The 25,821-nt window shown below is 46.3% G+C and carries 22 protein-coding genes; 6 read left to right on the forward strand and 16 right to left on the reverse strand.

Annotation, left to right across the window (positions count from 1 at the left end; translation table 11 throughout):
- The first annotated feature begins 5 nt into the window (after positions 1–5).
- On the forward strand, positions 6–2,342 hold the full coding sequence (locus QCB45_RS08820; protein WP_279420575.1) for a VWA domain-containing protein: 2,337 nt from the start codon (positions 6–8) through the stop codon (positions 2,340–2,342).
- 123 nt (positions 2,343–2,465) lie between these two features.
- Positions 2,466–3,029: a hypothetical protein gene (locus QCB45_RS08825; protein ID WP_279420576.1), complete on the forward strand. Its 564-nt coding sequence runs from the start codon at positions 2,466–2,468 to the stop codon at positions 3,027–3,029.
- Between the two features lie 118 nt (positions 3,030–3,147).
- Here the strand turns inward: QCB45_RS08825 and fba are convergent, their stop codons facing one another.
- The 7 genes from fba to QCB45_RS08860 all read right to left on the reverse strand — a co-directional run bounded on the left by fba (position 3,148) and on the right by QCB45_RS08860 (position 15,230).
- The gene (gene fba, locus QCB45_RS08830) at positions 3,148–4,212 is read right to left on the reverse strand and encodes a class II fructose-bisphosphate aldolase (protein WP_279420577.1); all 1,065 of its coding nucleotides are present in this window, start codon (positions 4,210–4,212) and stop codon (positions 3,148–3,150) included.
- Between the two features lie 100 nt (positions 4,213–4,312).
- Positions 4,313–5,755 (reverse strand): pyruvate kinase, encoded by a 1,443-nt coding sequence (pyk, locus tag QCB45_RS08835; protein WP_279420578.1) that lies wholly within the window; start codon positions 5,753–5,755, stop codon positions 4,313–4,315.
- Between the two features lie 247 nt (positions 5,756–6,002).
- Complete coding sequence (locus tag QCB45_RS08840; protein ID WP_279420579.1) at positions 6,003–7,184, reverse strand: phosphoglycerate kinase; 1,182 nt, start codon at positions 7,182–7,184, stop codon at positions 6,003–6,005.
- 200 nt (positions 7,185–7,384) lie between these two features.
- A complete protein-coding gene (gene gap, locus QCB45_RS08845; RefSeq protein ID WP_279420581.1) occupies positions 7,385–8,383 on the reverse strand; it encodes a type I glyceraldehyde-3-phosphate dehydrogenase in 999 nt (332 codons plus the stop codon).
- Positions 8,384–8,443: 60 nt separating this feature from the next.
- Entirely contained in the window at positions 8,444–10,432 is a 1,989-nt protein-coding gene (gene tkt / locus QCB45_RS08850) for a transketolase (protein ID WP_279420582.1), read from the reverse strand.
- 359 nt (positions 10,433–10,791) lie between these two features.
- Positions 10,792–13,992, reverse strand: coding sequence for an efflux RND transporter permease subunit (locus QCB45_RS08855; protein ID WP_279420584.1), 3,201 nt, complete (start codon positions 13,990–13,992; stop codon positions 10,792–10,794).
- Entirely contained in the window at positions 13,989–15,230 is a 1,242-nt protein-coding gene (locus tag QCB45_RS08860) for an HlyD family efflux transporter periplasmic adaptor subunit (protein ID WP_279420585.1), read from the reverse strand. Before QCB45_RS08860 ends, QCB45_RS08855 begins: the two co-directional genes overlap by 4 nt.
- Before the next feature lie 280 nt (positions 15,231–15,510).
- Between QCB45_RS08860 and QCB45_RS08865 the strand changes: the two genes are divergently transcribed.
- Complete coding sequence (locus QCB45_RS08865; protein WP_279420587.1) at positions 15,511–16,080, forward strand: DUF3365 domain-containing protein; 570 nt, start codon at positions 15,511–15,513, stop codon at positions 16,078–16,080.
- Between the two features lie 77 nt (positions 16,081–16,157).
- On the opposite strand, the gene QCB45_RS08870 is transcribed toward QCB45_RS08865, so the two are convergent.
- Both QCB45_RS08870 and QCB45_RS08875 read right to left on the reverse strand, forming a co-directional pair.
- Positions 16,158–17,405, reverse strand: a complete 1,248-nt coding sequence (locus tag QCB45_RS08870; protein ID WP_279420588.1) for a multifunctional CCA addition/repair protein — start codon at positions 17,403–17,405, stop codon at positions 16,158–16,160.
- Positions 17,406–17,505: 100 nt separating this feature from the next.
- Entirely contained in the window at positions 17,506–18,495 is a 990-nt protein-coding gene (locus QCB45_RS08875; protein WP_279420589.1) for an NAD(P)H-binding protein, read from the reverse strand.
- Between the two features lie 111 nt (positions 18,496–18,606).
- Here QCB45_RS08875 and QCB45_RS08880 point away from each other — a divergent pair, with 111 nt between their 5' ends.
- Together QCB45_RS08880 and QCB45_RS08885 are read left to right on the forward strand one after the other, a co-directional pair.
- Complete coding sequence (locus QCB45_RS08880; RefSeq protein ID WP_279420590.1) at positions 18,607–18,903, forward strand: YcgL domain-containing protein; 297 nt, start codon at positions 18,607–18,609, stop codon at positions 18,901–18,903.
- Positions 18,904–19,065: 162 nt separating this feature from the next.
- Positions 19,066–19,677 carry a superoxide dismutase gene (locus tag QCB45_RS08885; protein WP_279420591.1) on the forward strand — a complete coding sequence of 204 codons (612 nt, stop codon included), beginning with the start codon at positions 19,066–19,068 and terminating at the stop codon, positions 19,675–19,677.
- Between the two features lie 81 nt (positions 19,678–19,758).
- Here the strand turns inward: QCB45_RS08885 and QCB45_RS08890 are convergent, their stop codons facing one another.
- A complete protein-coding gene (locus QCB45_RS08890; protein ID WP_279420592.1) occupies positions 19,759–20,661 on the reverse strand; it encodes an SMP-30/gluconolactonase/LRE family protein in 903 nt (300 codons plus the stop codon).
- A 215-nt stretch (positions 20,662–20,876) separates the two neighbouring features.
- On the reverse strand, positions 20,877–21,305 hold the full coding sequence (locus tag QCB45_RS08895) for a rhodanese-like domain-containing protein (protein ID WP_279420593.1): 429 nt from the start codon (positions 21,303–21,305) through the stop codon (positions 20,877–20,879).
- Positions 21,306–21,413: 108 nt separating this feature from the next.
- On the opposite strand from QCB45_RS08895, the gene QCB45_RS08900 reads away from it, so the two are divergent.
- The gene (locus tag QCB45_RS08900; protein WP_279420594.1) at positions 21,414–21,974 is read left to right on the forward strand and encodes a thioredoxin family protein; all 561 of its coding nucleotides are present in this window, start codon (positions 21,414–21,416) and stop codon (positions 21,972–21,974) included.
- 130 nt (positions 21,975–22,104) lie between these two features.
- Here the strand turns inward: QCB45_RS08900 and QCB45_RS08905 are convergent, their stop codons facing one another.
- From QCB45_RS08905 to QCB45_RS08925, 5 genes are all read right to left on the reverse strand, one after another.
- Positions 22,105–22,554, reverse strand: coding sequence for a cytochrome c (locus QCB45_RS08905; RefSeq protein ID WP_279420595.1), 450 nt, complete (start codon positions 22,552–22,554; stop codon positions 22,105–22,107).
- 103 nt (positions 22,555–22,657) lie between these two features.
- Positions 22,658–23,200: a methylamine dehydrogenase light chain gene (locus QCB45_RS08910; RefSeq protein WP_279420597.1), complete on the reverse strand. Its 543-nt coding sequence runs from the start codon at positions 23,198–23,200 to the stop codon at positions 22,658–22,660.
- Positions 23,201–23,216: 16 nt separating this feature from the next.
- Complete coding sequence (locus QCB45_RS08915; RefSeq protein ID WP_279420598.1) at positions 23,217–23,804, reverse strand: redoxin domain-containing protein; 588 nt, start codon at positions 23,802–23,804, stop codon at positions 23,217–23,219.
- Between the two features lie 12 nt (positions 23,805–23,816).
- Positions 23,817–24,347 carry a MauE/DoxX family redox-associated membrane protein gene (locus QCB45_RS08920; protein WP_279420599.1) on the reverse strand — a complete coding sequence of 177 codons (531 nt, stop codon included), beginning with the start codon at positions 24,345–24,347 and terminating at the stop codon, positions 23,817–23,819.
- Positions 24,344–25,444: an amine dehydrogenase large subunit gene (locus tag QCB45_RS08925; RefSeq protein ID WP_279420600.1), complete on the reverse strand. Its 1,101-nt coding sequence runs from the start codon at positions 25,442–25,444 to the stop codon at positions 24,344–24,346. Before QCB45_RS08925 ends, QCB45_RS08920 begins: the two co-directional genes overlap by 4 nt.
- Positions 25,445–25,821 lie beyond the last annotated feature (377 nt).

Raw genomic sequence — 25,821 nt, forward strand, 5'->3', positions numbered from 1 at the left:
ATGTTATGAGTTTTGATCTAGAAGAAATCAAGGCATCGTTGATCAAAAGCGTTCCTCAACTGGAGGACATGTTTGATTCGCTGGTGCAGGAAGCTTCTCATTCTATGAATGAGGCTTCTCGTGAAACTTGGTTAGAAAATGCCAATGCCATTGCGTACCTTGGTAAAGGGCAAAATGTGGTCGTGAGCTATCTAGAAGCGATTCCGCAGGTCATCGCCTTAATTGACGATGACATTCTGGATGACATCCATGAAAACGTCATGAAGCTCTCTTCGGTAACGTCCGGGGATGTTGTTGCGTTGGTTTTGGATTCATTACCGACCGTAGCGGATAAAACTCGCGACATTGATTTGATGCGCCAATATTTAGCACTGATCTATCAAATCGGCTCCAAGACCCCTCGCGGTATGCGCCCGATGTTGGCCAACATGGATTACATGATGTCCAAGCTGACCGTTTCAGGTCTTAGACGTTGGGCCCAATGGGGTGCGCAGGCACACGCCCGTGATTTTGCTGTCCAAATTAAATACTTCGCCTTGGAATCAGAAGACTCTAAGGCCGTATTCCAGCAGCAGCGTAAAGGTTCTTTGTTCATCGATTACCATCGACCAATCAACTTTTACCTTCGCGCCTTCTGGGCACGTGATTTTTTTATTCGTCCGGCTGCGGCCGACTTTGAAGATTTCAAGCCGTATTTTGAGAATCTTGCGATGCACCTACCGGATGCATTGAATGATTTGGGCGAAAACGTAAAAGGGGCGGAACTTTACCGTGCGATGGCGGCTCACATGGCTTCCCACCTTGCTTATACCAAGGCGGCTATCTCAATGGAACAGCTGACACCTCAGCAAATGTTCTTTATTGAGATCATGGAAGACGCGCGTGTTGAATACAATGCGGTCAAGAACTTCCCTGGGTTGAAGAACCTGTGGATGAAGGTCATTCGCGCCAGTCAGGAAGCTACCGATCTGTCCGAAAAAACGACAGCTTATCGTTTGGAACAATTAATGATTAAGCTTTTGGATAAGGACTTTGAACTTCAAGACGATCAAATGAACTTCATTGCCGATCGTTTCTATGAAGAAATCGAAGACAACCTGGACAATGAACAATGGTCTTGGACAATGGGAATTCTCCTGTTCAACACCATGAACATTGCTACTAACAAGTGGGTTTCCTTAACCGAACTTCGTCAACAACGTTTCGGCTATCGTGACGACAACCGTCTGATCTGGGCATCTGACGAATGGGCAGATATGGAAGCCGGCTCGACCGGTTACAAAGAGACCGTGCGTAAACACGTGTCGGTTATGGAAATGATCAATGAACTCGATTCCGAATTAGTTGACGTAGACCATGATGAAGTCTGGGTACTGGGCTCCGAATTGTACCCTTATGAAGACAATGGTGTCTCCTACAATGAAATGGAAGGAATCGAACCTATTTCCGATCCGTTCCATTATCCGGAATGGGACTACCGTGTGCAACTGCACCGTCCGAGCTGGGTTACCCTTTACGAGCACCGGGCCAAGAAAGGTGATCCGGAGCTTTACGACAGTATTTTAGATGCCAATAAGGGCATCGCGCACCGCATCAAACAAATCGTCGATAAGCTACAGGCCGTCGGCCTGCAGCGTATCCGCCGAATTGAAGACGGTGACGAGTTGGATCTAAACGCCTGCGTTGAAGCGATCACTTCCCTGAGAATGGGACAGGAACCGGATCCGCGCATTACGATGAAAAACGTTATCCGTTCGCGTGAGGTTTCGGTAGTCATCCTGCTGGATCTGTCCGAGTCGACCAACGAATTGGTAACTGGCGAAGACAAGACGATCTTACAGGTGACTCAGGAAGCCGCAATTCTGGTATCCCATGCCATCAACGGTATCGGTGACCAGTTTGCAGTCCACGGCTTCTCATCGGATGGTCGTCATGATGTTCAGTACACCCGCTTCAAGCAGTTCGACGAACCGTTTGACGCTGAGGTACACGCTAAATTGGCAGGTATGCAAGGTGGTTTGTCTACCCGTATGGGTGCGGCTATGCGTCACGCAGGTGCTTACTTGGATAGACAAGCCAGCAAGCAAAAACTATTGTTGGTTATCACCGATGGAGAACCGGCGGATATCGATGAACAAGACAGTCAGTATCTGAAGCAAGATGCTAAGAAAGCAGTCGAAGAACTACAAACCAAAGGTATCTATTCGTACTGTTTGACGATCGACCAATTTGCCGATAAATACGTGCAGAACATTTTCGGTCAAAACCGCTATGCGATTGTCGACAACGTCATGCGCCTGCCTGAGAAACTGCCGACACTGTTTGCGAATTTGACGACTTAACATTCGTTGACGCTTTTACCGCATTTCGGTTTAATGAGCCTTAGTCGGTTAGCTGACTAAGGCTTTTTTTATCTTTACTGATAATTATGCCGGTCATATGATATTTAAAATTAGGAACCTACTATGAATGCAGAACAATTCAAACAAGCCCTTAATGATTATTCCGACGAGCAATACCAAGCTATCTTGGATGGTGCTTCCATGGTGCTCTTTCAAGACCGTGAGTTAACGGTAGGTAAATCGGAAGATGCTTACGTTATCTTTGAGCTAGGGGACGAATCTTTCGATTCGATCAATGACCTGAAATCTTCATTATTGGATCGCGCGGATGATCTTATCCAGGAGTACTATCAATACAATCCTGTTAGCCGACAGGCATTCGACAGTGCCTTATCCGCACTGATCGCAGAACATGGAAACGAAGCCTTTGTGGCCATGCCTGGTAAAGAGGCTGAGCTCAAGATCTTCGTAGACAACGACCAAGTGATTTGTGAAGGTCCTGACAGCCCACGTTTCAAATATGGCATTGAATTACATCTAGAAGATAAGATGCCACCTTTGGCTATTTCGAACAAGGTCAAGAACTGGATCCAATCCGGTAGCGCCTACGGCGACTATATCAGTGTCAACGTCTGCCGTTTCAGTAGCACGGACATGGAAAACATCAGTCAGAGTGAATACATTTAATTTCTGCTCTGACAGTTTTTGAACTGTTTTATTTCTGGCAGGCCGGTTAAACCTGTCATTTTAAAGACAAAAAAAGCCCGCATAAGCGGGCTTTTTTATCTCTAAATGAAACTGTCGATTAACGTACAGTCTGATCTAGTGAACCTGAAGCGTAACGAGCTTGCATCTCTTCAAGACCAACAGACTTGATCTTAGAAGCGTGACCAGCACAACCGAATGCTTCGAAACGTGCTTTACAGATTTCCATCATCGCGTTTTCAGCAGCGTTGAAGAACTTACGAGGGTCGAAGTTAGCTGGGTTGTCGTGCAAGTGCTTACGGATAGCACCAGTAGACGCCATACGTAGATCAGTATCGATGTTTACTTTACGAACACCGTACTTGATACCTTCAACGATTGCTTCAACAGGAACACCGTAAGTTTGACCCATATCACCACCGTAGTTGTTGATGATTTCTAGCCATTCTTCAGGAACAGAAGAAGAACCGTGCATTACGATGTGAGTATCAGGGATACGAGCGTGAATCTTAGCGATCTGGTCGATCTTAAGAACGTCGTCAGAAGGCTTGGAAGTGAACTTGTAAGCACCGTGAGAAGTACCTACCGCTACCGCTAGAGCGTCAACGTTAGTGTCTTTTACGAACTGAGCCGCTTCTTCAGGATCAGTCAAAAGCATTGAATGATCTAGTTCTTCGTCAGAACCGTGACCATCTTCTTCACCCATCTTACCAGTTTCAAGAGAACCTAGGCACCCTAGCTCACCTTCAACAGAAACACCGCCAGCGTGTGCAATCTTAACAACTTCAGCGGTGATTCCAGCGTTATACTCGTAAGAAGCTGGTGTTTTCATATCTGATTCTAGAGAACCATCCATCATGACCGACGTGAACCCAGACTGGATAGCACGCAAACATACACCTACATCAGAACCGTGGTCTTGGTGCATAACAACTGGGATGTGTGGGTACATTTCAACCGCAGCCGCAACCATGTGACGAAGCATTGGCTCACCAGCGTACTTACGAGCACCAGCAGAACCCTGAAGGATTACAGGAGAATCACAAGCATCAGCAGCACGCATGATCGCACGAACCTGTTCCATGTTGTTTACGTTAAACGCAGGCATACCAAAACTGTTTTCTGCTGCGTAGTCCATTAATTCACGAAGTGTAATCATCGCCATGTGCGTGACTCCTCTAGTTAGTTTTCAAAAAATATCTAGCTATTTTAACAACCTTTTAAAGGCTATCCAAATAATAATTCAATCCTCAAATCCTTTAGATTCAAGGAACTTTAACGATTTCCATTCGGTTGGTTCCGCCCATTAATCCACGTGACTCACCACGGGTTAACAGGACAAGGTCACCCTCTTTAGCAATACCAAACTCTTTGATACGGTTCAGAATCATGTCCTGAATTTCTTCATCGTTTAAACCGGTGTAATCGATCGAAGTCGGATAAACACCACGATAGATAGTTACCTTACGGCGAGTGTTCAAATGCGGCGTCAATGCGATAATCGGCATACCGGAACTGATACGAGACATCAGAAGTGGTGTATTACCGGATTCCGTCAAGGTCGCGATACATTTCACGCCGAAGTGGTTGGCTGAATACATAGCAGCCATCGCAATAGTCTCATCCACAGCAGTGAACGATTCATCAATACGGTGAGTAGATTCACGAGTCGAACGTGCTTTTTCAGCTTCACGACAGATACGGCCCATGGTTTCGATAACCAAACTCGGAGACTTACCGGTTGCAGTTTCACCAGACAACATAACCGCGTCAGTTCCATCCATTACCGCGTTAGCAACGTCGAATACTTCTGCACGTGTCGGAATCGCATTTTCGATCATGGTTTCCATCATCTGGGTTGCAGTGATCGTAACACGGTTCAACTGACGAGAACGCTTGATCATTTTCTTCTGCAATGCAGGTAATTGAGCATCACCGACTTCAACACCCAAATCACCACGGGCGATCATAATTACGTCAGAAGCCAAAATGATTCCATCCAATGTCTCGTCATCGGCTACCGCTTCCGCTCGTTCGACTTTCGACACGATGCTACAATTCAAACCGGCTTGCTGCGCCAAAGAACGACAATACTCGACGTCTTCGGCAGTACGAGGGAAAGACAATGCAAGGTAATCCGCATTCATTTCCGCTGCCGTGATAATGTCTTCCTTATCTTTATCGGTCAAAGCCGCAGCTGAAAGTCCGCCGCCCTGAAGGTTAATACCTTTGTTGTTAGACAAGGTTCCACCAACTATAACCGTACAGTTAACGCGTTCTCCATCGACATTATCCACTTCGAAGACCAAGCGACCGTCATCCAATAACAACTTGTCACCCGCTTTCACGTCATAAGGAAGGTTCTTGTAGGTCAAACCAACTTCGTGTTGGTTACCTTCATTTTTGCCGACATTGTTATCAAGTGCGAACTTATCACCCTTTTCAAGGAAGATTTTATCTTCCGCAAAACGCGCAATACGGATTTTCGGTCCTTGAAGGTCAACCAAAACACCGACTTCATGGTCGTATTTTTCAGCCAAGTCACGAACAGCCTGTGCACGAGCCTTATGCTCTTCGGCACTACCGTGTGACATATTGATACGAACAACGTCGACGCCAGCCTTGATAATGCGTTCCAATTCGCCTTCGCGATCGGTAGCAGGACCCAAGGTTGCAACAATTTTTGTTCTTCTTAAACCAGATGGCATAATTTTTATTTACCTTTTCTTGAACTTATCTTGTTTATACATGAAAAGATGTCTCGCAAAATAAACTGCCTACCAACACCGAAGACAGCCAATTCTTTTTGGCTGCTGTGTACAGAAGAGTTTACTTACCGAGGCACCCTTTGGTGATTATCACTTTTTACAAGTATAAATAAGATGAAACATTAAAAATTAAACTTGCCCCATCATCACAGATGATCGGGCAAGTCGTGAAAATAAATCGTCAGACTTATTTTGCTGCTGCTTTTTCCAGCATTTCAACTGCAGGCAGCTTCTTCCCTTCAAGGAACTCAAGGAAAGCACCACCACCGGTAGAGATGTAAGAAACCTTGTCAGCGATGTCGTACTTATCGATTGCAGCCAAAGTATCACCACCACCAGCAATTGAGAATGCAGATGATTCAGCGATAGCCATAGAGATTGCTTTCGTACCTTCACCAAACTGATCGAATTCGAAAACACCTACTGGACCGTTCCATACAACAGTACCTGCATTTTTGATGATCTCTGCCAATTCTGCTGCAGAATCAGGACCGATATCAAAAATCATATCGTCATCTGCTACATCTGCAACATTCTTTGTTTCCGCCGCTGCTGTTTCAGAAAATTCTTTACCGCAAACAACATCTGAAGCCAAAGGAATCGCCGCTCCGCGAGCTTCCATGATTTCATTCAACTTCTTACAGGTAGGAACCAAGTCAGTTTCAGATAGAGACTTACCAACGTTATAACCTGCTGCTTCGATGAAAGTGTTAGCGATACCACCACCAACAACCAACTGGTCAACTTTCTCAGACAGAGACTCAAGAACAGTCAATTTAGTTGATACTTTTGAACCACCAACGATTGCAACCATTGGGCGTGCCGGGTTATTCAAAGCCTTACCTAGCGCATCCAACTCAGCTGCTAGAAGAGGACCTGCACACGCAGTATCAGCGAATGCACCTGCACCGTGTGTAGAAGCCTGTGCACGGTGAGCCGTACCAAAAGCATCCATTACATAAACGTCACAAAGAGCTGCATACTGCTTTGATAGCGCTTCATCGTTTTTCTTCTCACCTACGTTGAAACGTACGTTTTCAAGAAGAACAACTTCACCTTCTTCGATATCGAAATTTCCGTCTAGGTAATCTTTAACAAGACGAACTTCTTTACCCAACTTGGCAGACAAATCAGCTGCTACTGGCGCCAAAGAGAACTCTTCTTCGTATTCACCTTCAGTCGGACGACCCAAGTGAGACATAAGCATAACCTTAGCTCCTGCTTCCGCAGCCATTTTAATGGTAGGAAGTGAAGCACGGATACGTGCATCTGAAGTTACTTTACCGTCTTTAACTGGTACGTTTAAGTCTTCGCGAATCAATACGCGCTTACCAGCTAGGTCTAGATCAGACATCTTGATAACAGACATAATTAGTCCTCTTTCTTAAGGTTTAAAAGCCACCTCCAAGAATCGGAAGGGCATTAGATTTAAAGTAATTAAATTTGCTTTTCGATACTCACAACCTAATTCGGCCACAAATACGGAGAAGGAAATTTAATTTGAAGGGGCGCGAACCGCCCCTTCAAACATAAGAACCGATAAAGCCCACTTACTAAGTGGGCAGACGATTACTTACCTACGTGCTCAACAACACGCATCATGTTACAAGTGTAACCGTACTCGTTGTCGTACCAAGCAACTACTTTAACGAAAGTTGTATCTAGAGCGATACCTGCTTTAGCGTCGAAGATAGATGGGTGAGAATCACCACGGAAGTCAGTAGAAACGTTCGCTTCTTCAGTGTAACCCAATACACCAGCCAACTCGCCTTCAGAAGCTTTCTTCATAGCGGCACAAATGTCGTCGTATGAAGCTTCTTTTTCCAACTCAACAGTCAAGTCAACAACAGAAACGTCAGAAGTTGGGACGCGGAAAGCCATACCAGTCAACTTACCGTTAAGAGCCGGAAGAACTTTACCTACCGCTTTAGCAGCACCAGTTGAAGATGGGATGATATTCTCAAGAATACCACGACCACCGCGCCAGTCTTTCATAGAAGGACCGTCAACAGTTTTCTGAGTAGCCGTTGCTGCGTGAACAGTAGACATCAAACCACGCTTGATACCGAAGTTGTCGTTCAATACTTTAGCAACCGGAGCCAAACCGTTAGTAGTACAAGAAGCTGCAGAAACGATTGCCTGACCAGCGTACTCTTCGTGGTTAACACCGTATACGAACATTGGAGTGTGGTCTTTAGAAGGTGCAGACTGAACAACCTTCTTAGCACCTGCTTCCAAGTGAGCCTGACAAGATTCTTCAGTTAGGAAGAAACCAGTACATTCGATAACTAGGTCTGCACCTACTTCGTCCCACTTAAGGTCAGCTGGGTTGCGCTCTGCAGTAATACGGATAGTTTTACCGTTTACAACTAGGTTTCCGCCTTCAACAGAAACTTCACCGTCGAAACGACCGTGAACAGAATCATACTTAAGCATGTACGCTAGGTATTCAGGATCTAGAAGATCGTTAATTGCAACAACTTCGATGTTTTTGAAGTCTTTCGCTGCAGCGCGGAAAGCCATACGACCGATACGGCCGAAACCATTGATACCAACTTTAATTGTCATCTTTTTTACTCCTAAAATGATCAGGCCTGCCAAGTTCCAGGCCCGACAAACTAAAATCTATTACTTAGCTAAAACCGCGTTTGCAGTCGCAACAACGTTTTCTACTGTGAAGCCGAACTCTTTGAATAGTTCACCAGCTGGAGCTGATTCACCGAAAGACTTCATACAAACAACGTCGCCTTCTAGACCAACGTACTTGTACCATGACTCGGCAACACCGGCTTCAATCGCTACACGCTTAACACCAGGAGTCAACACAGAATCCTTGTATGCTTGATCTTGAGCGTCGAATGCACAAGTAGATGGCATAGAAACAACACGGACGTTCGCATCCATTGCTTCAGCCGCTTCTACCGCTAGACCTACTTCAGAACCGGTTGCGATGAAAATGATGTCTGCTGTACCTTCACAATCTTTTAGTACATAACCACCTTTCTCGATGTTCTTAACCTGCTCGGCAGTACGTGCCATAGGTGTTAGGTTCTGACGTGAGAACACCAATGCAGTCGGAGCATTGCCACGCATCATAGCCATCTTCCAAGAAACCGCAGATTCAACCGCGTCACAAGCACGCCAAGTTTGGAAGTTAGGGATAACACGCATTGTCGCCAACTGTTCAACCGGCTGGTGAGTAGGACCATCTTCACCCAAACCGATTGAGTCGTGAGTGAATACATAAATCGTACCGATCTTCATCAATGCAGACATACGCAAAGCGTTACGCATGAATTCCATGAACATGAAGAAAGTACCGCCGTAAACTTTAAATCCACCGTGAAGAACCATACCGTTCATCATGTGAGCCATACCGAATTCACGTACACCCCACGATAGGTAGTTACCGTTCGCGTTTTCATGATTTACCTTAACCGTACCAGACCAGTTAGTCAGGTTAGAACCTGTCAAGTCAGCAGAACCACCGAACATTTCAGGTAGCAATGGACCCATTGCTTCGATTGCGTTCTGAGATGCTTTACGAGAAGCGATGTTTGGCATTTCTTCTTGCGTGTGAGCAATGAACTTATCCATTTCAACTTCGAAGTTAGCTGGTAGATCACCTGCCATACGACGTTCGAATTCAGCAGCCAATTCTGGGTGCTCTGCACGGTATGCTTCAAAACGTGCATTCCATTCCGCTTCGTCTTTAGCACCCTGTTCTTTGTGGTCCCAACCAGCATAAATGTCATCTGGAACTTCAAACGGTGCATGTGGCCAGTTCAAGAATTCACGTGCCGCCGCGATCTCTTTATCTCCAAGAGGCGCACCGTGACAATCGTGAGAACCACATAGGTTCGGAGAACCGAAACCGATAATAGTACGAGTACAGATCAAAGTAGGCTTATCAGTAACGGCTTTCGCTTCTTCGATCGCTTTGTTGACAGCTTCTGCATCGTGACCGTCTACGTTGCGGATAACGTGCCAGTTATAAGACTCGAAACGGCCTGCAACATCACGCTCCATCCAATCACCGATGTGACCGTCGATAGAGATGTCGTTGTCATCCCAGAATGCGATCAACTTGCCTAGACCCAAAGCACCGGCCATAGCGCCCGCTTCGTGAGATAGACCTTCCATCAAACAACCGTCACCCATGAATACATAAGTGTGGTGGTCAACGATGTCGTGACCTGGACGGTTGAACTGAGCCGCCAAAGTACGCTCGGCAATCGCCATACCTACGGCGTTGGTGATACCTTGACCTAGAGGACCGGTTGTTGTTTCGATACCATCTGCATAACCATACTCAGGGTGACCTGCTGTCTTAGCGTGCAACTGACGGAACTGCTTGATATCTTCGATGCTTAGGTCAAAACCTGTAAGATGCAACAAAGAATAGATAAGCATAGAACCATGACCGTTAGACAATACGAAACGATCACGATCTGCCCAGTTGGCATTGGTTGGGTTAAATTTCATGTGGCTGTTCCACAGAACTTCAGCGATATCCGCCATACCCATTGGTGCACCTGGGTGACCAGAATTTGCTTTTTGAACAGCATCCATGCTCAAAGCACGAATCGCGTTTGCAAGATCTCTACGAGTTGTCATACAACTTCCTCAACTTTGTAAAAAATTCGGTTTCTGTGGGGCTCAAACAGGGTCTAAACAAGGCCTTAAACACCCTTAAATCAGGCTTAAAATTCAACCTAAAATAGCCCCACAATATAAATTTGGACGATTATTCTCTCCTAAAACTGTAAATTCATCAAGTTTTCTTATGTAAATATTAGCCCTGGATATCCTTTCGGAAACCACTCTCCGTCCGCAGAAGCCATTGTAATACGGGGAGTTTTTCAATTCCGATCAAGAGAGCTCAAGCCTTTCGGCCTCGTTCAAATGAGCCCGGCGAATGCAAATCCGCCGAGAATTGTATTCTCGTATTCAAGAATGATTACCCAAATACAAATTTATGAAGATTTTGTGACAAGCTTTTCCTTCCGCGAACTGAATCGTTCATAACTGAGCTCATAGAAAGAAAGCAGGGCCGGAATGACCAACAAAATCAGGAAAGTCGAGAACATCAAACCGAATGCGATCGCGGTTGCCATCGGAATCAAGAACTGAGCCTGCAATGAAGTCTCAAATAACAACGGAGTCAATCCTGCAATGGTCGTCAAAGACGTCAACATAACGGCACGCACCCTCTGCACAGCCGCCTCCTCAAGCGACTCGTTGACACCCAACCCGGATTCGCGGAGACGCTTATAGAAACTGACCAAGATGATTGAATCGTTTACCACGATACCCGACAAACCGAAGAACCCGAATAGCGAAAGGATCGTCATGTCCAGCCCCATCCACCAGTGCCCCATGATCGCCCCAACCAGTCCGAACGGAATCGCCATCATCACCACCAGCGGCCAACCGTAGGAACCGAACACCCAGGCCAACACAATATAGATAATTGACAAGCCCAACAAAAGGCCAATCTTCATATCTGCCATCGTCTCTGCCTGACGTGCATTTTGCCCTTCAAGCGAATAACTCAAACCGTATTTCTGCACCAACTCCGCCAAAGTGCTTTGCTGAAGCTGAGCCAAAATTCGGTTGGCGTTATTCACAGTCTTATCCACTTCGGCAACCACTGTTACCGCCAAACGACCGTCCACATGGCGCATCACATCAAAACCGCGCTGGGTATGCCAGGCTGCGACGGAACTTAAAGCCACACGTTCTCCCGAAGGCACAACCACCTGCATCCGATTAATGGTGGCCAAAGTAGCCTGCTCCGCTCTAGGGAACTGAACACGGACTTCGACTTCATCCTCGTCGTCGGTAAATATCTGCACCAGGCGTCCTGAAAACGCATCCGATAACTGTCGACCCAAAGAGACATAGGTCAGACCCAAAGCCTTCCCTTGAGGGGTCAACTGATAAACCAACTGATCACGACCATACGGCAGATCATCCCGGATCCCACTGACCCCCGGAATCTGATTCAACACTTCCTGAAGATCGACCGAAGCCTGCTTTAACTTCATAGGCTCCGCGCCGAACAAGCGGATATCGACATCACTTCCCGGCGGCCCCATTCTTGGAGCCTCCATGGTCAAAACATCCATGCCAGGCACTGTGCCCGCCTTTTCTTTCCATACCCGAATGAATTCTGTATTACGAGTGTGCCTCTGATCCGGTTCCGCCAACTCGATATTAATGCCACCGAAATTCGGACCTTTTTCACGGCTAGTCTCGTTGAAGTGAACAACGGCCGTTTTCAGAATACCTGGCTCCAGCTCCTTCTCGGTTTCCAACAGGGCTTCATACAAATGCTGAACATATTGACCTGTCACGTCCGCAGGCGTTCCGGCGACAAACCGCACATCCGCATTGATCTTGGTCGACTCAGGGGAAGGGAAGAACACAAATCCGAGGCGTCCGCCGGCCAACAAGCCAATCACAAATATCATCAGCGCCAACGCACTTGCCAACGTTGCAGCCCGGTTTCTCAAAACCCAGCGTATCATCATTCGGAACTGATGATGACGAAGATGATCGATACCGCGTTCCAAACGGTCACGTAAAGAACCTTTCACCGTCGGCTTCACTTTGGCTAACGCATGTCGCAAGTGCCCTGGAAGAATAGTGAAACTTTCGATCAGTGATGCAAAAATGACCGCAATAATCACCAGTGGAATCGCAAACAGAATATTCCCCATCTCTCCGCCGATCATCATCAACGGCAAGAAAGCGGCCACAGTCGTCAAGGAAGAAGCGGTCACAGGCCAGAACATTCGGTGAGCACCCCCTTCGGCCGCATGCAAATGACTCTCCCCCATCTCATGATGCGCCAACGCATCTTCACCGACCACTATGGCATCATCGACGATGATCCCCAGCGCCATGATCAGTCCGAACAGACTGACCATATTGATACTGCCGCCCGCCAGATACATGATCATCAAGGTCGTCATGAATGAAACCGGAATCCCGATGGCAATCCAAAAAGCCACGCGGCCGTTCAAGAAAATATAGAGAATCAACACAACCAAAATCAGACCGCCGACCCCGTTATTCACCAACAGCATGATACGTTGATTTACCAGCGACCAAGTTTCGTCATAGACTTTCAGACTGATGCCTTGAGGCAACTGCGGGATTGTCTCCTGCAACCACTCATCCATAATCTTGGATGACTTCAAGGTATCGCCGCTTTCTGCCCGCATCAACTGCAGTTCGATCGTCGGCTTTCCATCCACTTCCAGATAGGGCGAATCTTTTGTCGCGCGGCGCTCGATATGACCGATGTCACCCAACGCAATATTTTCAGAAGTATTCACCACCAACGGCATCTGTGCGAACTGCGTTTCGGTACGCTTCTGCTCCAGTGCCCGGATATCGCGAATACTGTCCTGATCCCCTACCGAACCGGCCGGATAATCACGACTCATTCCTGCAACCTGATTACCGACCTGCTCCAATGAAAGTCCGTAATGCTCCAATGCTTGCTGAGGCACCTCAACCGCCATCTCCTGAGTCGGCAGCCCCTTGAAATTAATCTTGTCGATTCCTCGATCCAGCAACTGACGCTCAAACTCCCTCGCCAAAGGGCGTAGCTCAGCCGCCGAACCGTCTTCACTCATCAACAAAATGCGAGCAATCGATTCATAGCGGATCACCCGCTCCACAATCGGCCTTTCCGAATCCTGGGGAAGGTTGCGCAATTCACTTATCCGCTGATTGATCTGATTCTGCGCCTCAATCATGTCGGTGCCTTCATTGAACTTCAATGAGATCGAGGACAGCCCCAAGGCTGAAGTTGACGTCATCTCATCCAGCCCATCCAGGTTTCGTAAAACCCGTTCGATCGGATCGGTAATGCTTGTCTCCACATCCTCTGCGTTGGCTCCCGGCCAAACCACCCTGACAGTAGCGTAATCCAACTCGAAATTAGGAAAGAACTGCACATTCAGCTTCAACAAAGCCACGATGCCCATCAGAATCATGATCAACATAAGCAGATTGGGAGCAACCTTGTGGCGTGCAAACAGACCGATCAAACCATGTGATTTGAACTTTTTTTCATTGATGTGGTAATCCTGATCCAGATCACCACTTTGAGAAGGGCTGGAGGCCATAGAGGCCTGTTCATTCACTTCCGACGAACTCATTCGGTCACCTCTGCCACTTTCAGGCCGCTCACCGCATTCGGTAGATGGGTAATACTGATTTTGCTACCTTCCGGGAAGTTCGGTTCGATCAACGCCCACAAAGCACCATTCACCGTCAAATCGCCCAAAAGTTTCACCTTAACCACTTTGAGTCGGCCGTCCTCAACCAGATAAACCCGGTCATTGCCATATATCGCAGAATATGGAACCGCCACCACACCATCGCGCTCGGAACCTTGTAACTCGACATCTAAAAGATCGCCAGGACGTGAAGACTTCATTTGCTCAGGCAATTCAAAGAACAGGTCGACGCCACTGGTCGTCGCCTCCCCTGCCATTCGATCCACTCTCAAGACAACCGGCTCCGCAGAGGAAGACTCGTGGTAAAGCGCAGTCACTTTCTCACCACTGTTTAAACGTCGATTAATTTCATGAAATTCGGAGACGGGCAGCTTGGCTCGTAACTCCATACTGTCTAGAGAATAATATTCGACTAATACCGCCCCCGCATTAACGTGATTTCCGGCACTAACCTTGACGCTGGCGATACGGCCATCATATGGCGCCACAACCGTGCCGCGCTTCAAATTCAATTTCGCCTGCTCCAATGCCGCTTTCGCCTTATCCAGGCGGGCTTGGTTCTGCATGGATTTCAACTTATGCTCTTCAACTGCCAACTGGGCGCCGACCACGGTATATTCCTGCCTGGCCAACGCCTCTTTGGATTGCTCCAAAGCCGTTGTCGAGGTCAGATCCTTCTTCAGCAACTGCTCGGTACGCGTCACATCCGATCTCTTGAACGCCAGCACTTTCTTCTCATGAGCCAAACGCTCGACATTCGCCTGATAGGCCAATTTCTCCAAACGCAATTGGGCCTCGGCATCCGCCACTTCCGCCTTAGCCTGCTCCAATGGAATCTGCAAATCCTGCACGTTCATCGCCACCAGCTTATCACCGGCTTTTACAGTTTGACCTTCCTTAACCCAAACCTCATCAACCACACCGGAAATGGGCGCTGAGGCAGAAACCATCGAATTAGATTCAACCTGCCCGTATAACCTCAACATCGGAGCCAGTCTTTCAGGCTTGGCTTCAATCACCTGCACCATCCAAACTTTTTCTTTTACCTGAACCGGAGGCTGCTCTGGCTTGGTCGACTTCATATAAACAAACACAACAATCGCCAAAACAATGATCCCGATTGGAAGTAGCGCCCGCTTGATTTTTGTCATCCACATGTTTTCGTTATCCGGTTATTTACTGAGTGACTCATCATTCTAAATGAATTTAAGGAAATTTCACCCCTTAATGAACCGCTCTTCATCCGGCGATTCAAGACTAAAAGAGTCTTATTATCAAAACAGATAAATCAGCAGGTGAACTAAATCCACTTACGCAATAATTACCACGACTATTTTAATGTTGTTATACCCCATCCAAGTTGCTATATTTCAAGACATAAAATCAAGTCATAAGCCTATCAACAGGAACAAACTCTAACCAACAGAAGGAAACAACATGAAAAAGCTTATTATTGCCGTCGTGCTTGGGGCCGTCTCTCTTAGCGCCGCCGCTCAAGACAATTCCATTTCCGAAAAACAACTGGAAGCACGCCAGATTGCCAAACAATTCTTGGGCTCATTGAAACCCGAACTCGGCAAGGCGATGAAAAGTGGCGGCCCGGTTTTTGCTGTCGGAAAGTGCCATAAGATTTCACCTGAAATCGCACAAAAACTGACGGAAAGCACCGGTTGGAACGTAAAACGAGTCAGCCTTAAACCACGCGCCACTACGGCTAACCCTGACAACTGGGAAACCAGCACTTTGAAATGGTTCAATGAACAGGCCGCTTCAGGAAAGGATGTGACCAAACTGGAAAAATTCGAAATCGTAAAAGTGGATGGACAGGACACTTACCGCTACATGAAAGCAATCCCGACTGGAGACATCTGCTTGACCTGCCACGGAACCGCGGTACCGGCCAATGTCACTCAAAAACTGCAGGAACTTTATCCTTCAGACAAAGCCACCGGCTATCATAAGGGCGAGATCCGCGGAGCTTTCAGCTTTAAACAGCCTAAACTATAAACCGCTCAACCCCTTAAGATAAAAAAACCGCCTTCCGGCGGTTTTTGTTTAATAACACCTTTTTAAGAGTACGACACTCAATAAGACTTTAAGAAATCGGAAATCAACTGCAATCGTTTTCGCTCTATCGCCTCCGCGATTTCCGCCCCCTGAAACCCCTGTTCTATAATCTCACGGTTATTCACCTTATTAGCCGCATTCGCAAGTGCCATCCAAAATTCTGCTTGAGGGTAAACAGCATTTTCAAATCCCGTGCGACCTCTTGCGTCGGCCTCGCAAGCGAGCAATACCAACTGCAATATTTCAGGATTTTTAAAAAATGAACAGGCCTGTACCACTTTAAGATAGGTCTTAGGTTTAAGGGCTGGTCGCCCGTCGGAATCCAATCCCTTATGAACCAGACCGTGCCACTCCGTCACCTTCTCAGATAACTGTTGGATTTTCTTCGGAACACGATAACGCTGACACAATTTCGCCACAATCGGCACGCCCGCCGCTTCATGTCCATGATGCTTCGGCCACAACTCCTTCGGCGTCACCCCTTTACCTAAATCGTGCACCAAGGCTGCAAACCGCACATCCAAACTCTCCGACAATTCGGCTGCGGCATCCAACACCATCATGGTATGAGTGCCCACATCACCTTCAGGATGGTATTGCGGTGGCTGGGCCACTTCATACAAACAATCCAATTCCGGAAACAACACCTTCAAAGCCCCGACTTCCCGCAACACGGTAAAGAAAACACTCGGCTTGTCGCAACCGAGCGCCTTAACCACCTCTTGCCAGACACGTTCCGGAGTCAAACTCTCCAACTCACCCGATGCCGCCATACGAGACATCAACAACCGCGTATCTTCATGCAATTTGAACCCGAACCGGTTTAATTTGGCAGCAAACCGAGCCACTCTCAACACTCGCAAAGGATCTTCTGAAAACGCTGGAGACACATGGCGCAACACCCTATTTTTCAGATCTTCCAAACCACCATAAGGATCGACAATATCACCCGAATCATTCTGAGCCATCGCATTAATGGTCAGGTCACGACGCAACAGATCCTCTTCAAGAGATACCTCAGGAGAAGCACTGACTTCAAACCCGTGATAGCCGACCCCTGCTTTACGCTCGGTTCGGGCCAGCGCATACTCTTCCTTGGTTTTAGGGTGCAAAAATACCGGAAAGTCTTTCCCCACCTGCTCGTAACCTGCGTCAAGCATCGCCTGAGGTGTCGAACCGACCACCACCCAGTCACGATCGTAAACGTCGACGCCCAACAGGGCATCCCGCACAGCACCACCAACCAAATAGGCCTGAAATTCCATTAACCGTTTTCCTTAACGCTCTATACAAGCTACACAAACAAAAAAGCCGTCATATTCGACGGCTTTCATTCTTAATATTCATCGAATCGATTCGATTACTTTACACCAATTCGTCAGCGTTGCGTTTCGCCTCTTTACGGAAGAAGTTATAACGGTCACGAATGTTATGCGGTACTGCATAATTCGAAACCACCCACTCCAAGCTTGCCGGTACAAAACCAAACTGAGTCGAAAAGTCTTCGTCGGACACCATATCCTGTTCCAACATCAACAACTGAGCTTTTGAAACCGAAGCCACCGGTGCAAACGCCCCCATCATCGACATGATCTTAGCATTCATGCGACACATCGGGAACACCACAGCATCTTTCTGCATCAAATCGGAAACCAGTTCGCCCAATTCCTTCAAGGTCAAACGTTCTTCGCCCGCCACATCCAGTTTTTGACCGAACGTAGCAGAATTCTTGACCGACGCCACAAATGCCGCGGCAAAATCTCTTACCCAAACCGGCTGCACAACCGTTTCACCCTGGGCAACCATCAACAAACCGAAACGGTTCAACTGATTAACATAACGCTGAGTGGTATCGTCATTTTCACCAATCAACAGACTAGCTTTAAAAATCGTCACATCCGCGCTGGCTGTCGTATGCATCAATGCATCCGCTTCACCCAACTTGCACAGATAATCGTTTTCTTCCTGATTGGAAGATGCGCCGATCTGCGAAAGACTCAACACGCGCTTAACTCCGGTATGCTCCATAGCCGACTTGATTTTTTGATTGACGTGCACCAAGTCATCCAGGGCCACCATCTCGGTTCCGTTCAAGCGATCTGCGGTCAAATTGACAACAATATCCGCACCGTCAAGCACCGCATCCAACTGCTCGGCGTCATCGTAAGAGGCCAACATGGCAACTTTCGTGTTCGCAAACAATGCAAAATCGCGGTAACGCTCTGGTCGACGCGCACAAACGGTGATTTCATAACCCGCTTTCGACATCGCATTAACGATCTCACGACCGATATAGCCAGTACCACTAAAGACGGTAACTTTGTTTCCTAACATCATGCCCGAATCCAATTTCATTAATCAAAACCTGACAAGGATAAGGAATCACTGATTTAAGGTCAAGTTTTTAACGCTCGGTTTTTTGTTACAATACGCGCAATTTATTGCATTCAAATTTAAGGGAAACCTATGACCACGATTAACGTATCCGTCTTCAAAAGCCCCAAAAAAGAGGAACTTTACCTCTATGTTCCACAAGACGACGGTTTGGAAAAACTGCCTAAGGAACTATTAGTCATGTTCGGTGAGCCTGCACACGTCATCGACTTCGAATTGACTCCGGAACGCAAACTGGCCCGTGAAGACACTGCGTCAGTGATAGATTCTCTACAGAAAAAAGGGTATTTCATGCAAATGCCGCCGAATGAAGTCGAAAAGTTCAGCGACATCGCTCCACCTCCGGAAAGACTCGACAACATCTGCTAAACGTTTTCGGATAAAAAGCCTCACGTGCCGGTTTTTCAATACCGGCACTTAATACCCGATAAAATGACTCAACTATTTACAATCCAACAGGGTTGACTACAATATCAACGTCTACGAATTAAAACTTTCCAAATACTTATTACAACTTAAAAGGAATTTAACATGGCCTTTACACTTCCTGATCTACCATACGATTACGATGCGCTTGAAGTTTCCATTGATGCTCGCACTATGGAAATCCACCATACCAAGCACCACAACACCTACATCACTAACCTGAACAACGCAATTGCTGGTACTGAAAACGAAGACAAGTCTTTGGAAGAATTGATTGCTAACGCTGGTTCTATCTCACCTGCAGTACGTAACAACGGTGGTGGTCACTGGAACCACTCTTTCTTCTGGGAAGTCATGACTGGTGACAGCATGGGCGCACCAACCGGTGCATTGGCGGATGACATCAACGCAACCTTCGGTGGTCTAGATGCAATGAAAGAAAAGTTCAATACAGCCGGTGCTACCCGTTTCGGTTCAGGCTGGGCTTGGTTGACAGTTTCTGCCGACGGTAAGCTGGAAATCTCTTCAACACCTAACCAGGACAACCCATTGATGGACGTAGCCGAAGTAAAAGGGACGCCAATTCTTGGTTTGGACGTTTGGGAACACGCTTACTACCTACGTTACCAGAACCTTCGCCCAGCTTACATGCAAGCTTGGTGGGACGTGGTTAACTGGAATAAAGTTTCCGAACTATACTCTGCTGCAAAAGCTTAATCAGCGAACCGCAAGCACAAAAAAACCGGGCTTGTTCCCGGTTTTTTTATATCCTAAATAAACGAATTCCAATTTTAACCATTACGGCAATGTCTTAATCAGAACCTTATTTCCATTAAACGACGGAATCAACAAACGGTTGCGCTTGGTGTCGATATCGATATCCGCAGGCGAATCCAAACCGGAAAAGACCACTTCGGGCTCATCATCACCCTTCATCTTCAAAATCGCTTTCGCCGTCCAACTTGAGAAAATCAGATCGCCTTCCTTATCCACAACCAATCCATCAAGATTGTTGCTTTCCAACAGCATGCTATCGATCACTTTCCCATTCAAGTCAAAACGATAAACTTCACCGCTGGCAAACGACACCATGACCAATTGCTTGTCCGCTGTCTCCACAATGCCGTTTGGACGTCCCAAATCCTGCCCTTTTGTCAACGTCGTGACTTTACCGGATTCCGACACATGATAGATGGCGTCCTTACCGTTCGCGGCAAATCCAGCTCCCATACCGCTGTCGGTTACCCAAACACCGCCTAATGAAGAAGCACTAATGCCATTCAGAAATGAACTGCCCTCGATTTTATAATTCGCAACAGGCTTTCCGGAAGGCAAGCTGAAGACGCGTACCGTATCAATATCCGCCACATAAAGACGATCCTTGATCGACACCATGCCTTTTGGCGCATTCAACGTCACGCCATTTTGGCCGCCGGCAATCCACTTAAGCTGCAACACTTCGCTACTCGGTGACAAACGGGAAATAAAGCCGTTATTGTCTTCATCAAAAGGACTTCCGTTGATATTGGTTACCAGATACTCGTCCTGAGCCGCCGCATACTCGACCGATTCCGGCGTTGCGAATCCAACATTCTGAACCACCAAATCGTCCGCATAGACAGCCGAAGCCGATAAACTCGCCAGCCATAAAACCGAAGCTTTCAGCCCGTTATTATTCAAACACCACTTTTTCAAACCCATGACCTTCTCCTTTGATGATCGACAACATGAGAAGTCAAATTATACGAAAAATTACACATCAAGAATCAAGCAAGTTCACACATTCTCTAAAAATGAACAGGCCTGTTCAAAACAAAAGATGTCGCTCGAAACAAAAAAACCCGCAAAGCGGGGTTTTTCTATCTAAAATCTGAATCAACAAAAGCCAACCGGCCTGCCAATCCTTTTCATCAAACTTAGTCGATACGGCAAGGTTCTTTCAGCGTGATCGTCATATTCTCGTCGGAAGGCGCGACCATAGGGAACCCTTGAGACTGCCATGCATCCATTCCGCCAAGCAAGTTCGACACGTTATTGAATCCCATCTCTTTCAAGGTCTTTGTCGCCAGAGCGGCACGACCGCCGGAACGACAAACAATCAACCACTCTTCATCACGACCGTCGCGCAATTCAGGATTCGCCCCCGGATAATTGAAATCCGCCGCCGGCTCCAAGATGCCTCTCGGCACGTTGATCGCACCGGAGATCGCGCCAGACAAGTATTCTCCCGGTTCACGAACATCCAAAATCTTCACGCCTTTTTCAACCAAGTCACGCCCCTCTTCCAGAGACACTTCTTTAATTTCCTGCTTGGCTTCACCGATATAATCCATCAAACTTTTCAACGTTTTTCTCCCAATGGTTCTTTAAATCTTTAAAGTTATCGTTTCATTTCTATAAAATGCTAGATGAACGCATTTTAACTCCCTGAACAAAAAAAATAAGGAAAAATCATGGTAAGTTTGACCACTCCGGTTTGCGATTTCGACCAACCGGCCATCGACTTCGACCTTCCCGGCGTAGACGGACAAAACTGGACAATAGAAAAAGCAAAAGGCGAAAATGGTTTGCTGGTGATGTTTATCTGTAATCACTGCCCTTACGTCAAAGCGATTCATAAACGTCTTGTCGAAGACACCCGTATCCTGCGCGATGAGTTCGGCGTCAACAGCATCGCCATCATGTCCAACGACCCAAATGAATACTCGGAAGACTCCTTTGAAAACATGAAAAAGGTGTCCGACCTATGGCAGTTCCCGTTCCCTTATGTCATCGACGAAAGCCAAGCCGTCGCTAAAGCCTACGGTGCAGTCTGTACGCCGGACTTCTTCGGCTACAACGCCGATTTGAAACTGCAATACCGTGGCCGTCTGGATGAATCGCGTAAGGAAACCGCCCCAGAAGGCGTCCGTAGAGACCTGCTCGAAGCCATGAAACTGGTCGCACAAACCGGAAAAGGACCGTTGGAACAAATTCCCAGCATGGGCTGCTCCATCAAATGGAAAAACGACTGATTTTTACAAAATAGGCTTGTTCAGTTCCGAGCATCGGCAACTGAAGAGCCATTCCCTTTTTAGACAAAAGATTACAACCTCTTTTTAAATTCATCGACAGACCTTTTGCCCGAACGGAATTTATATTGACTTAAGGCCAAGGATAAGGCGCGACCGGCAACCCCTGTTCTTTTAGCTCCTTTGCTACTTTACGGCGGTATGCGACCACATCTCCAACATCATATTGTTTCAACTTATTCACCTCTTCTTCGGTAAATGGTTGATAAGTCTTAGGCAACGATTCCCCTCCCCATTTTTTCATGACGTAGTTCATAACCTCTGAGATTTCACTGTTCGACAAATTAGATCCAACAACTCCTGGAACATTCATCAAATACTTACGACCTGATTCAAGCGTTGAAAAAGACCCAACAAAATCTTGAAAGTTTGGAATACCGCCCTTTTCAGTACCTATACCTGCAGGACCATGGCATCCCGAACACCTTAAGGCATAGTTGGTTTCAGGCGAATATTTCACTGCCAAAGCTTCACCACTAGCCAGCAAAAACAACATGCCGACAATCAAATTTCGATATTTCATTCGACTTCTCTAAAAGTAATAGATTTTGAAAGGCATCACCCCATCCCATTAACCAAGAAATGGAGCGATGCCAATTACATGATGATTAACAATCGGTGGAAGATTAAGCGCCTTCCGCCAAACCAATCAACACAGCCACCGTACAGTGATAACCCTGTGATGTGTTAGCCATACACCAGTTAATATCGTTATGTAATCCCATCTGATAACCTGGGCGTTCACGCTCGCTCTTAAGACAGTATGTCCCGTTACACATGGCGCGACCACAGCAGTCGTTATATGAAACCAAATAGTCCTTGCCATCACTTGGATTGTGACAAGTTCCCACCCATGAAACTTTTGACGCTTCAGCCCCAGGAGGACAACTCGTTAGGGTTCCCCCACAGTCACTACATAGGTTCCCGTCAATCGCGCAATAGCGCCAATAGCTACAACTATTAGGATCCATAGGGTTTTCTTCCTCTTCGGAAGCATAGGCCCGACCGGCCTGCTCAAATGGCAACAGAGGCAACATGGCGCTACCAATCACCGCCGCACCGGCTTTTGCCAAAAAGCTTCTGCGTCCATGATTGTGAGCCATGTTGCGCGACATGCTTTCAGTTCGCTTATCAAACAAGGCAAACATTTGATCAATTAAATTTCTCATAAAGTAATCCTTTTAATTATGATTGCTGTAAATCAATATAGTTTTGAATGGACGAAACATTGTTATCGTGTGCATTAAACAGGCTTTCCAATTGCTCTCGGCTATTGATCAAACCTTTTGCACGAATGGTTCCATCCTGACCAATCAAAACAGCGAACGGCAATCTGGAAACACGGTAGGCAAGCCCAAGTTCGGTAGAAACAACATACGGAAACGATTTCAAATCCGCGTGCTCTATAAAACGTAAATGCTTATCGACTTCGCCATCACTGGCTAAGACAACATCTACCCAATCTTCACTGCTTTGAGTAGAACGAAGGATCGGTAACATTTTTTTACAAATCGGGCATGTCGGGGACAAAAAGAAAACTAATTTAGCTTTCTCCTGTTGATCCCCAATTTCAACATTCCCTCCAGTTAGGCTGGTCAGGCTAAATTTAGGGGTCTTTTCGCCCACTTTTGGTCCTGACTCATTCACCAAAGCTCCCATAGGAGCTATCCTTTCGAAAAGAATGCCGATCTGTCTAGAAAGCATAAAAAATGCGAATCCCAGCAGGATGACCGCAACAAAAAGAAAAATTACTGCAAAATATAAGGCAGTCATGAATTCAAGTTCCTATAGTTGTTTAGTTTTAATAAAAATCATATTGGCATTTGTCTGTTCAAAAAATTGGTAGAACACCCACAAAAATACACCGGCAGCCATCGCCAATAATGTTTCCATGAATGCGAACTCCTCTGGAAGACCGGAAAGAGGAAGCAGAGCAAAAACAATTAAAACAATATTGCGAAGAATCAATGTATAAGAGAGGGGTTGAGGTGTTCCCCCACAGCCACATTCAATACTGGTTTTTCCCCTAACTAAATTGACACCCATACTGAGGGCGTAAATTGAGAGTAGAACGATGGTTAACATCAACCCAAACTCTCTTAAAGTAGGCACCAGCATTAAAACGACCGCGCCGATCTCAACTGCAACAATGGCATACGACACGGGTTTTACCAGGCTTTCAGGAAGCACTTCATAGTCAGCAACAAACCCTTGAAATTCATGAATATCAAAAGCTTTATGCATCGATGCTCTTACCATTACTAAAATGATAAAGACAAAACTTGCCAGACTAACTAATGGGAGGATGTCATTCATTGGTCCACCTGCAGATTAGTCGACCATCCCGTCTTGTCATCACTTCCTGCTTTAGTGAATGTAAAGGCTTTTGCATCAGCAAGTGTATACTGATCAACCGTTTCATCCTCTTCGTTGGAACCGAATAGAATCGGGGTTTTACCCTGTGAAACAGCAAGGGCGACTAAGTTTTCTGCTGGCGAACGACTGATAATTTTTTTCTTATCCATGCTATACGCCCAGATTTCGCTGGAAGCATCTTTATGACTGCCCTCGTAAGCATCCGGATGCATCAATACAAAAATCATATCCAGTGATTTGTTGTAAGACATCACTTGGTAACCACCTGGCGCCCAATTCCCCTCAGTCCCCTTAGTGATTGAAATCTTTTCTACCAGCTTCGGTGCTTTGCCACTGTCATCCACCATATAAATATTTCCATTAAAGGATGGGATCATCAGTAGTCCATTTACATTTCTAATCGCTTGGACGTATAGGGCATCTTTTTTGACATCAAACAAACCTGATTTAGATTCGCTGATTTCATATTTGTTTCCATTAAAGGTAACTGACTTAATTGCTCCCGTTCCGCACAAAGTCGAAAACTTATTCGAATCCTTTGCCGGGAAAATCCCAAAACACCCTGGAACCGCGACTTCGTTGATCACTTTTCCTAGTTTTTTATCTACAACCGTGACAGACGTTGCCGGTGTAGCGTTTTGTACATAGATCCAACTATCATCATAGTTTCTTTCCAACAGACCCGGCATACCGATAGCATGCGCAGCCTTATTCGGAACAATGATCTCTTTCGCTTCAGTCAAAGTATTAATATCAAAAATCTGAACCGCAGACTCAACTGGTCCGTAGGTATATCGCTTCATATAATGAGAAAGCACATAAAGCTGTTTACCATCTTTGGAAGGCAAAGTCTGGGATACTAACCCAGCAGAAACACTGCCTTGATAGTTAAGCTCTTCCTGCCCGTAAATATGAATTTTACTGGCACCGTCCCAACTAGCACCATTTACGATAACATTCGGACCAGGCTTAATTGTTTGTTCAACAGTAAACTTCTCAGGAACAAACTTAGTTTCAGCCTGTGCAGATGAAAACATAAGAGTCCCGACGAGACACTGAAGTATTGCGGAATACATAACGCTCTTTTTAAAAGACATAAAATAATCTCACGTTGTTAAAATAGTGCACATTGCCTCAATTTGAAACAAGGCCACTGTGCATAGCAGAACACGTACCATAATAAGCACAATTCACCACAACGCCGTAAACACCGCCTCATACGAAAAGAACAAACCTTGATACGACATCCCGGAAACTGAATACGCACTTTTTTGGTGCCCGTGGGTTATTTATGTGCAAACCCCTTACCGTAAATAAAACATATAGTTAAGCTTTTCATTTAATGTCTTTAAGAAACATCTCTACACAAGAAAAACAAAATAACTGAAACCAGGCGGTCAAAAGAATGAGAACG

The sequence above is a fragment of the Thiomicrorhabdus sp. ZW0627 genome (assembly GCF_029767005.1).
In the GTDB taxonomy this organism is placed as follows: Bacteria; Pseudomonadota; Gammaproteobacteria; order Thiomicrospirales; family Thiomicrospiraceae; genus Thiomicrorhabdus.

Bases quoted from the DNA above. Each gene is read 5' to 3' on its own strand.
- QCB45_RS08820 (WP_279420575.1), top strand. From the start codon at position 6: ATGAGTTTTGATCTAGAAGAAATCAAGGCATCGTTGATCAAAAGCGTT.
- QCB45_RS08825 (WP_279420576.1), top strand. From the start codon at position 2,466: ATGAATGCAGAACAATTCAAACAAGCCCTTAATGATTATTCCGACGAG.
- fba (WP_279420577.1), bottom strand. From the start codon at position 4,212: ATGGCGATGATTACACTTCGTGAATTAATGGACTACGCAGCAGAAAAC.
- pyk (WP_279420578.1), bottom strand. From the start codon at position 5,755: ATGCCATCTGGTTTAAGAAGAACAAAAATTGTTGCAACCTTGGGTCCT.
- QCB45_RS08840 (WP_279420579.1), bottom strand. From the start codon at position 7,184: ATGTCTGTTATCAAGATGTCTGATCTAGACCTAGCTGGTAAGCGCGTA.
- gap (WP_279420581.1), bottom strand. From the start codon at position 8,383: ATGACAATTAAAGTTGGTATCAATGGTTTCGGCCGTATCGGTCGTATG.
- tkt (WP_279420582.1), bottom strand. From the start codon at position 10,432: ATGACAACTCGTAGAGATCTTGCAAACGCGATTCGTGCTTTGAGCATG.
- QCB45_RS08855 (WP_279420584.1), bottom strand. From the start codon at position 13,992: ATGAGTTCGTCGGAAGTGAATGAACAGGCCTCTATGGCCTCCAGCCCT.
- QCB45_RS08860 (WP_279420585.1), bottom strand. From the start codon at position 15,230: ATGTGGATGACAAAAATCAAGCGGGCGCTACTTCCAATCGGGATCATT.
- QCB45_RS08865 (WP_279420587.1), top strand. From the start codon at position 15,511: ATGAAAAAGCTTATTATTGCCGTCGTGCTTGGGGCCGTCTCTCTTAGC.
- QCB45_RS08870 (WP_279420588.1), bottom strand. From the start codon at position 17,405: ATGGAATTTCAGGCCTATTTGGTTGGTGGTGCTGTGCGGGATGCCCTG.
- QCB45_RS08875 (WP_279420589.1), bottom strand. From the start codon at position 18,495: ATGAAATTGGATTCGGGCATGATGTTAGGAAACAAAGTTACCGTCTTT.
- QCB45_RS08880 (WP_279420590.1), top strand. From the start codon at position 18,607: ATGACCACGATTAACGTATCCGTCTTCAAAAGCCCCAAAAAAGAGGAA.
- QCB45_RS08885 (WP_279420591.1), top strand. From the start codon at position 19,066: ATGGCCTTTACACTTCCTGATCTACCATACGATTACGATGCGCTTGAA.
- QCB45_RS08890 (WP_279420592.1), bottom strand. From the start codon at position 20,661: ATGGGTTTGAAAAAGTGGTGTTTGAATAATAACGGGCTGAAAGCTTCG.
- QCB45_RS08900 (WP_279420594.1), top strand. From the start codon at position 21,414: ATGGTAAGTTTGACCACTCCGGTTTGCGATTTCGACCAACCGGCCATC.
- QCB45_RS08905 (WP_279420595.1), bottom strand. From the start codon at position 22,554: ATGAAATATCGAAATTTGATTGTCGGCATGTTGTTTTTGCTGGCTAGT.
- QCB45_RS08910 (WP_279420597.1), bottom strand. From the start codon at position 23,200: ATGAGAAATTTAATTGATCAAATGTTTGCCTTGTTTGATAAGCGAACT.
- QCB45_RS08915 (WP_279420598.1), bottom strand. From the start codon at position 23,804: ATGACTGCCTTATATTTTGCAGTAATTTTTCTTTTTGTTGCGGTCATC.
- QCB45_RS08920 (WP_279420599.1), bottom strand. From the start codon at position 24,347: ATGAATGACATCCTCCCATTAGTTAGTCTGGCAAGTTTTGTCTTTATC.
- QCB45_RS08925 (WP_279420600.1), bottom strand. From the start codon at position 25,444: ATGTTTTCATCTGCACAGGCTGAAACTAAGTTTGTTCCTGAGAAGTTT.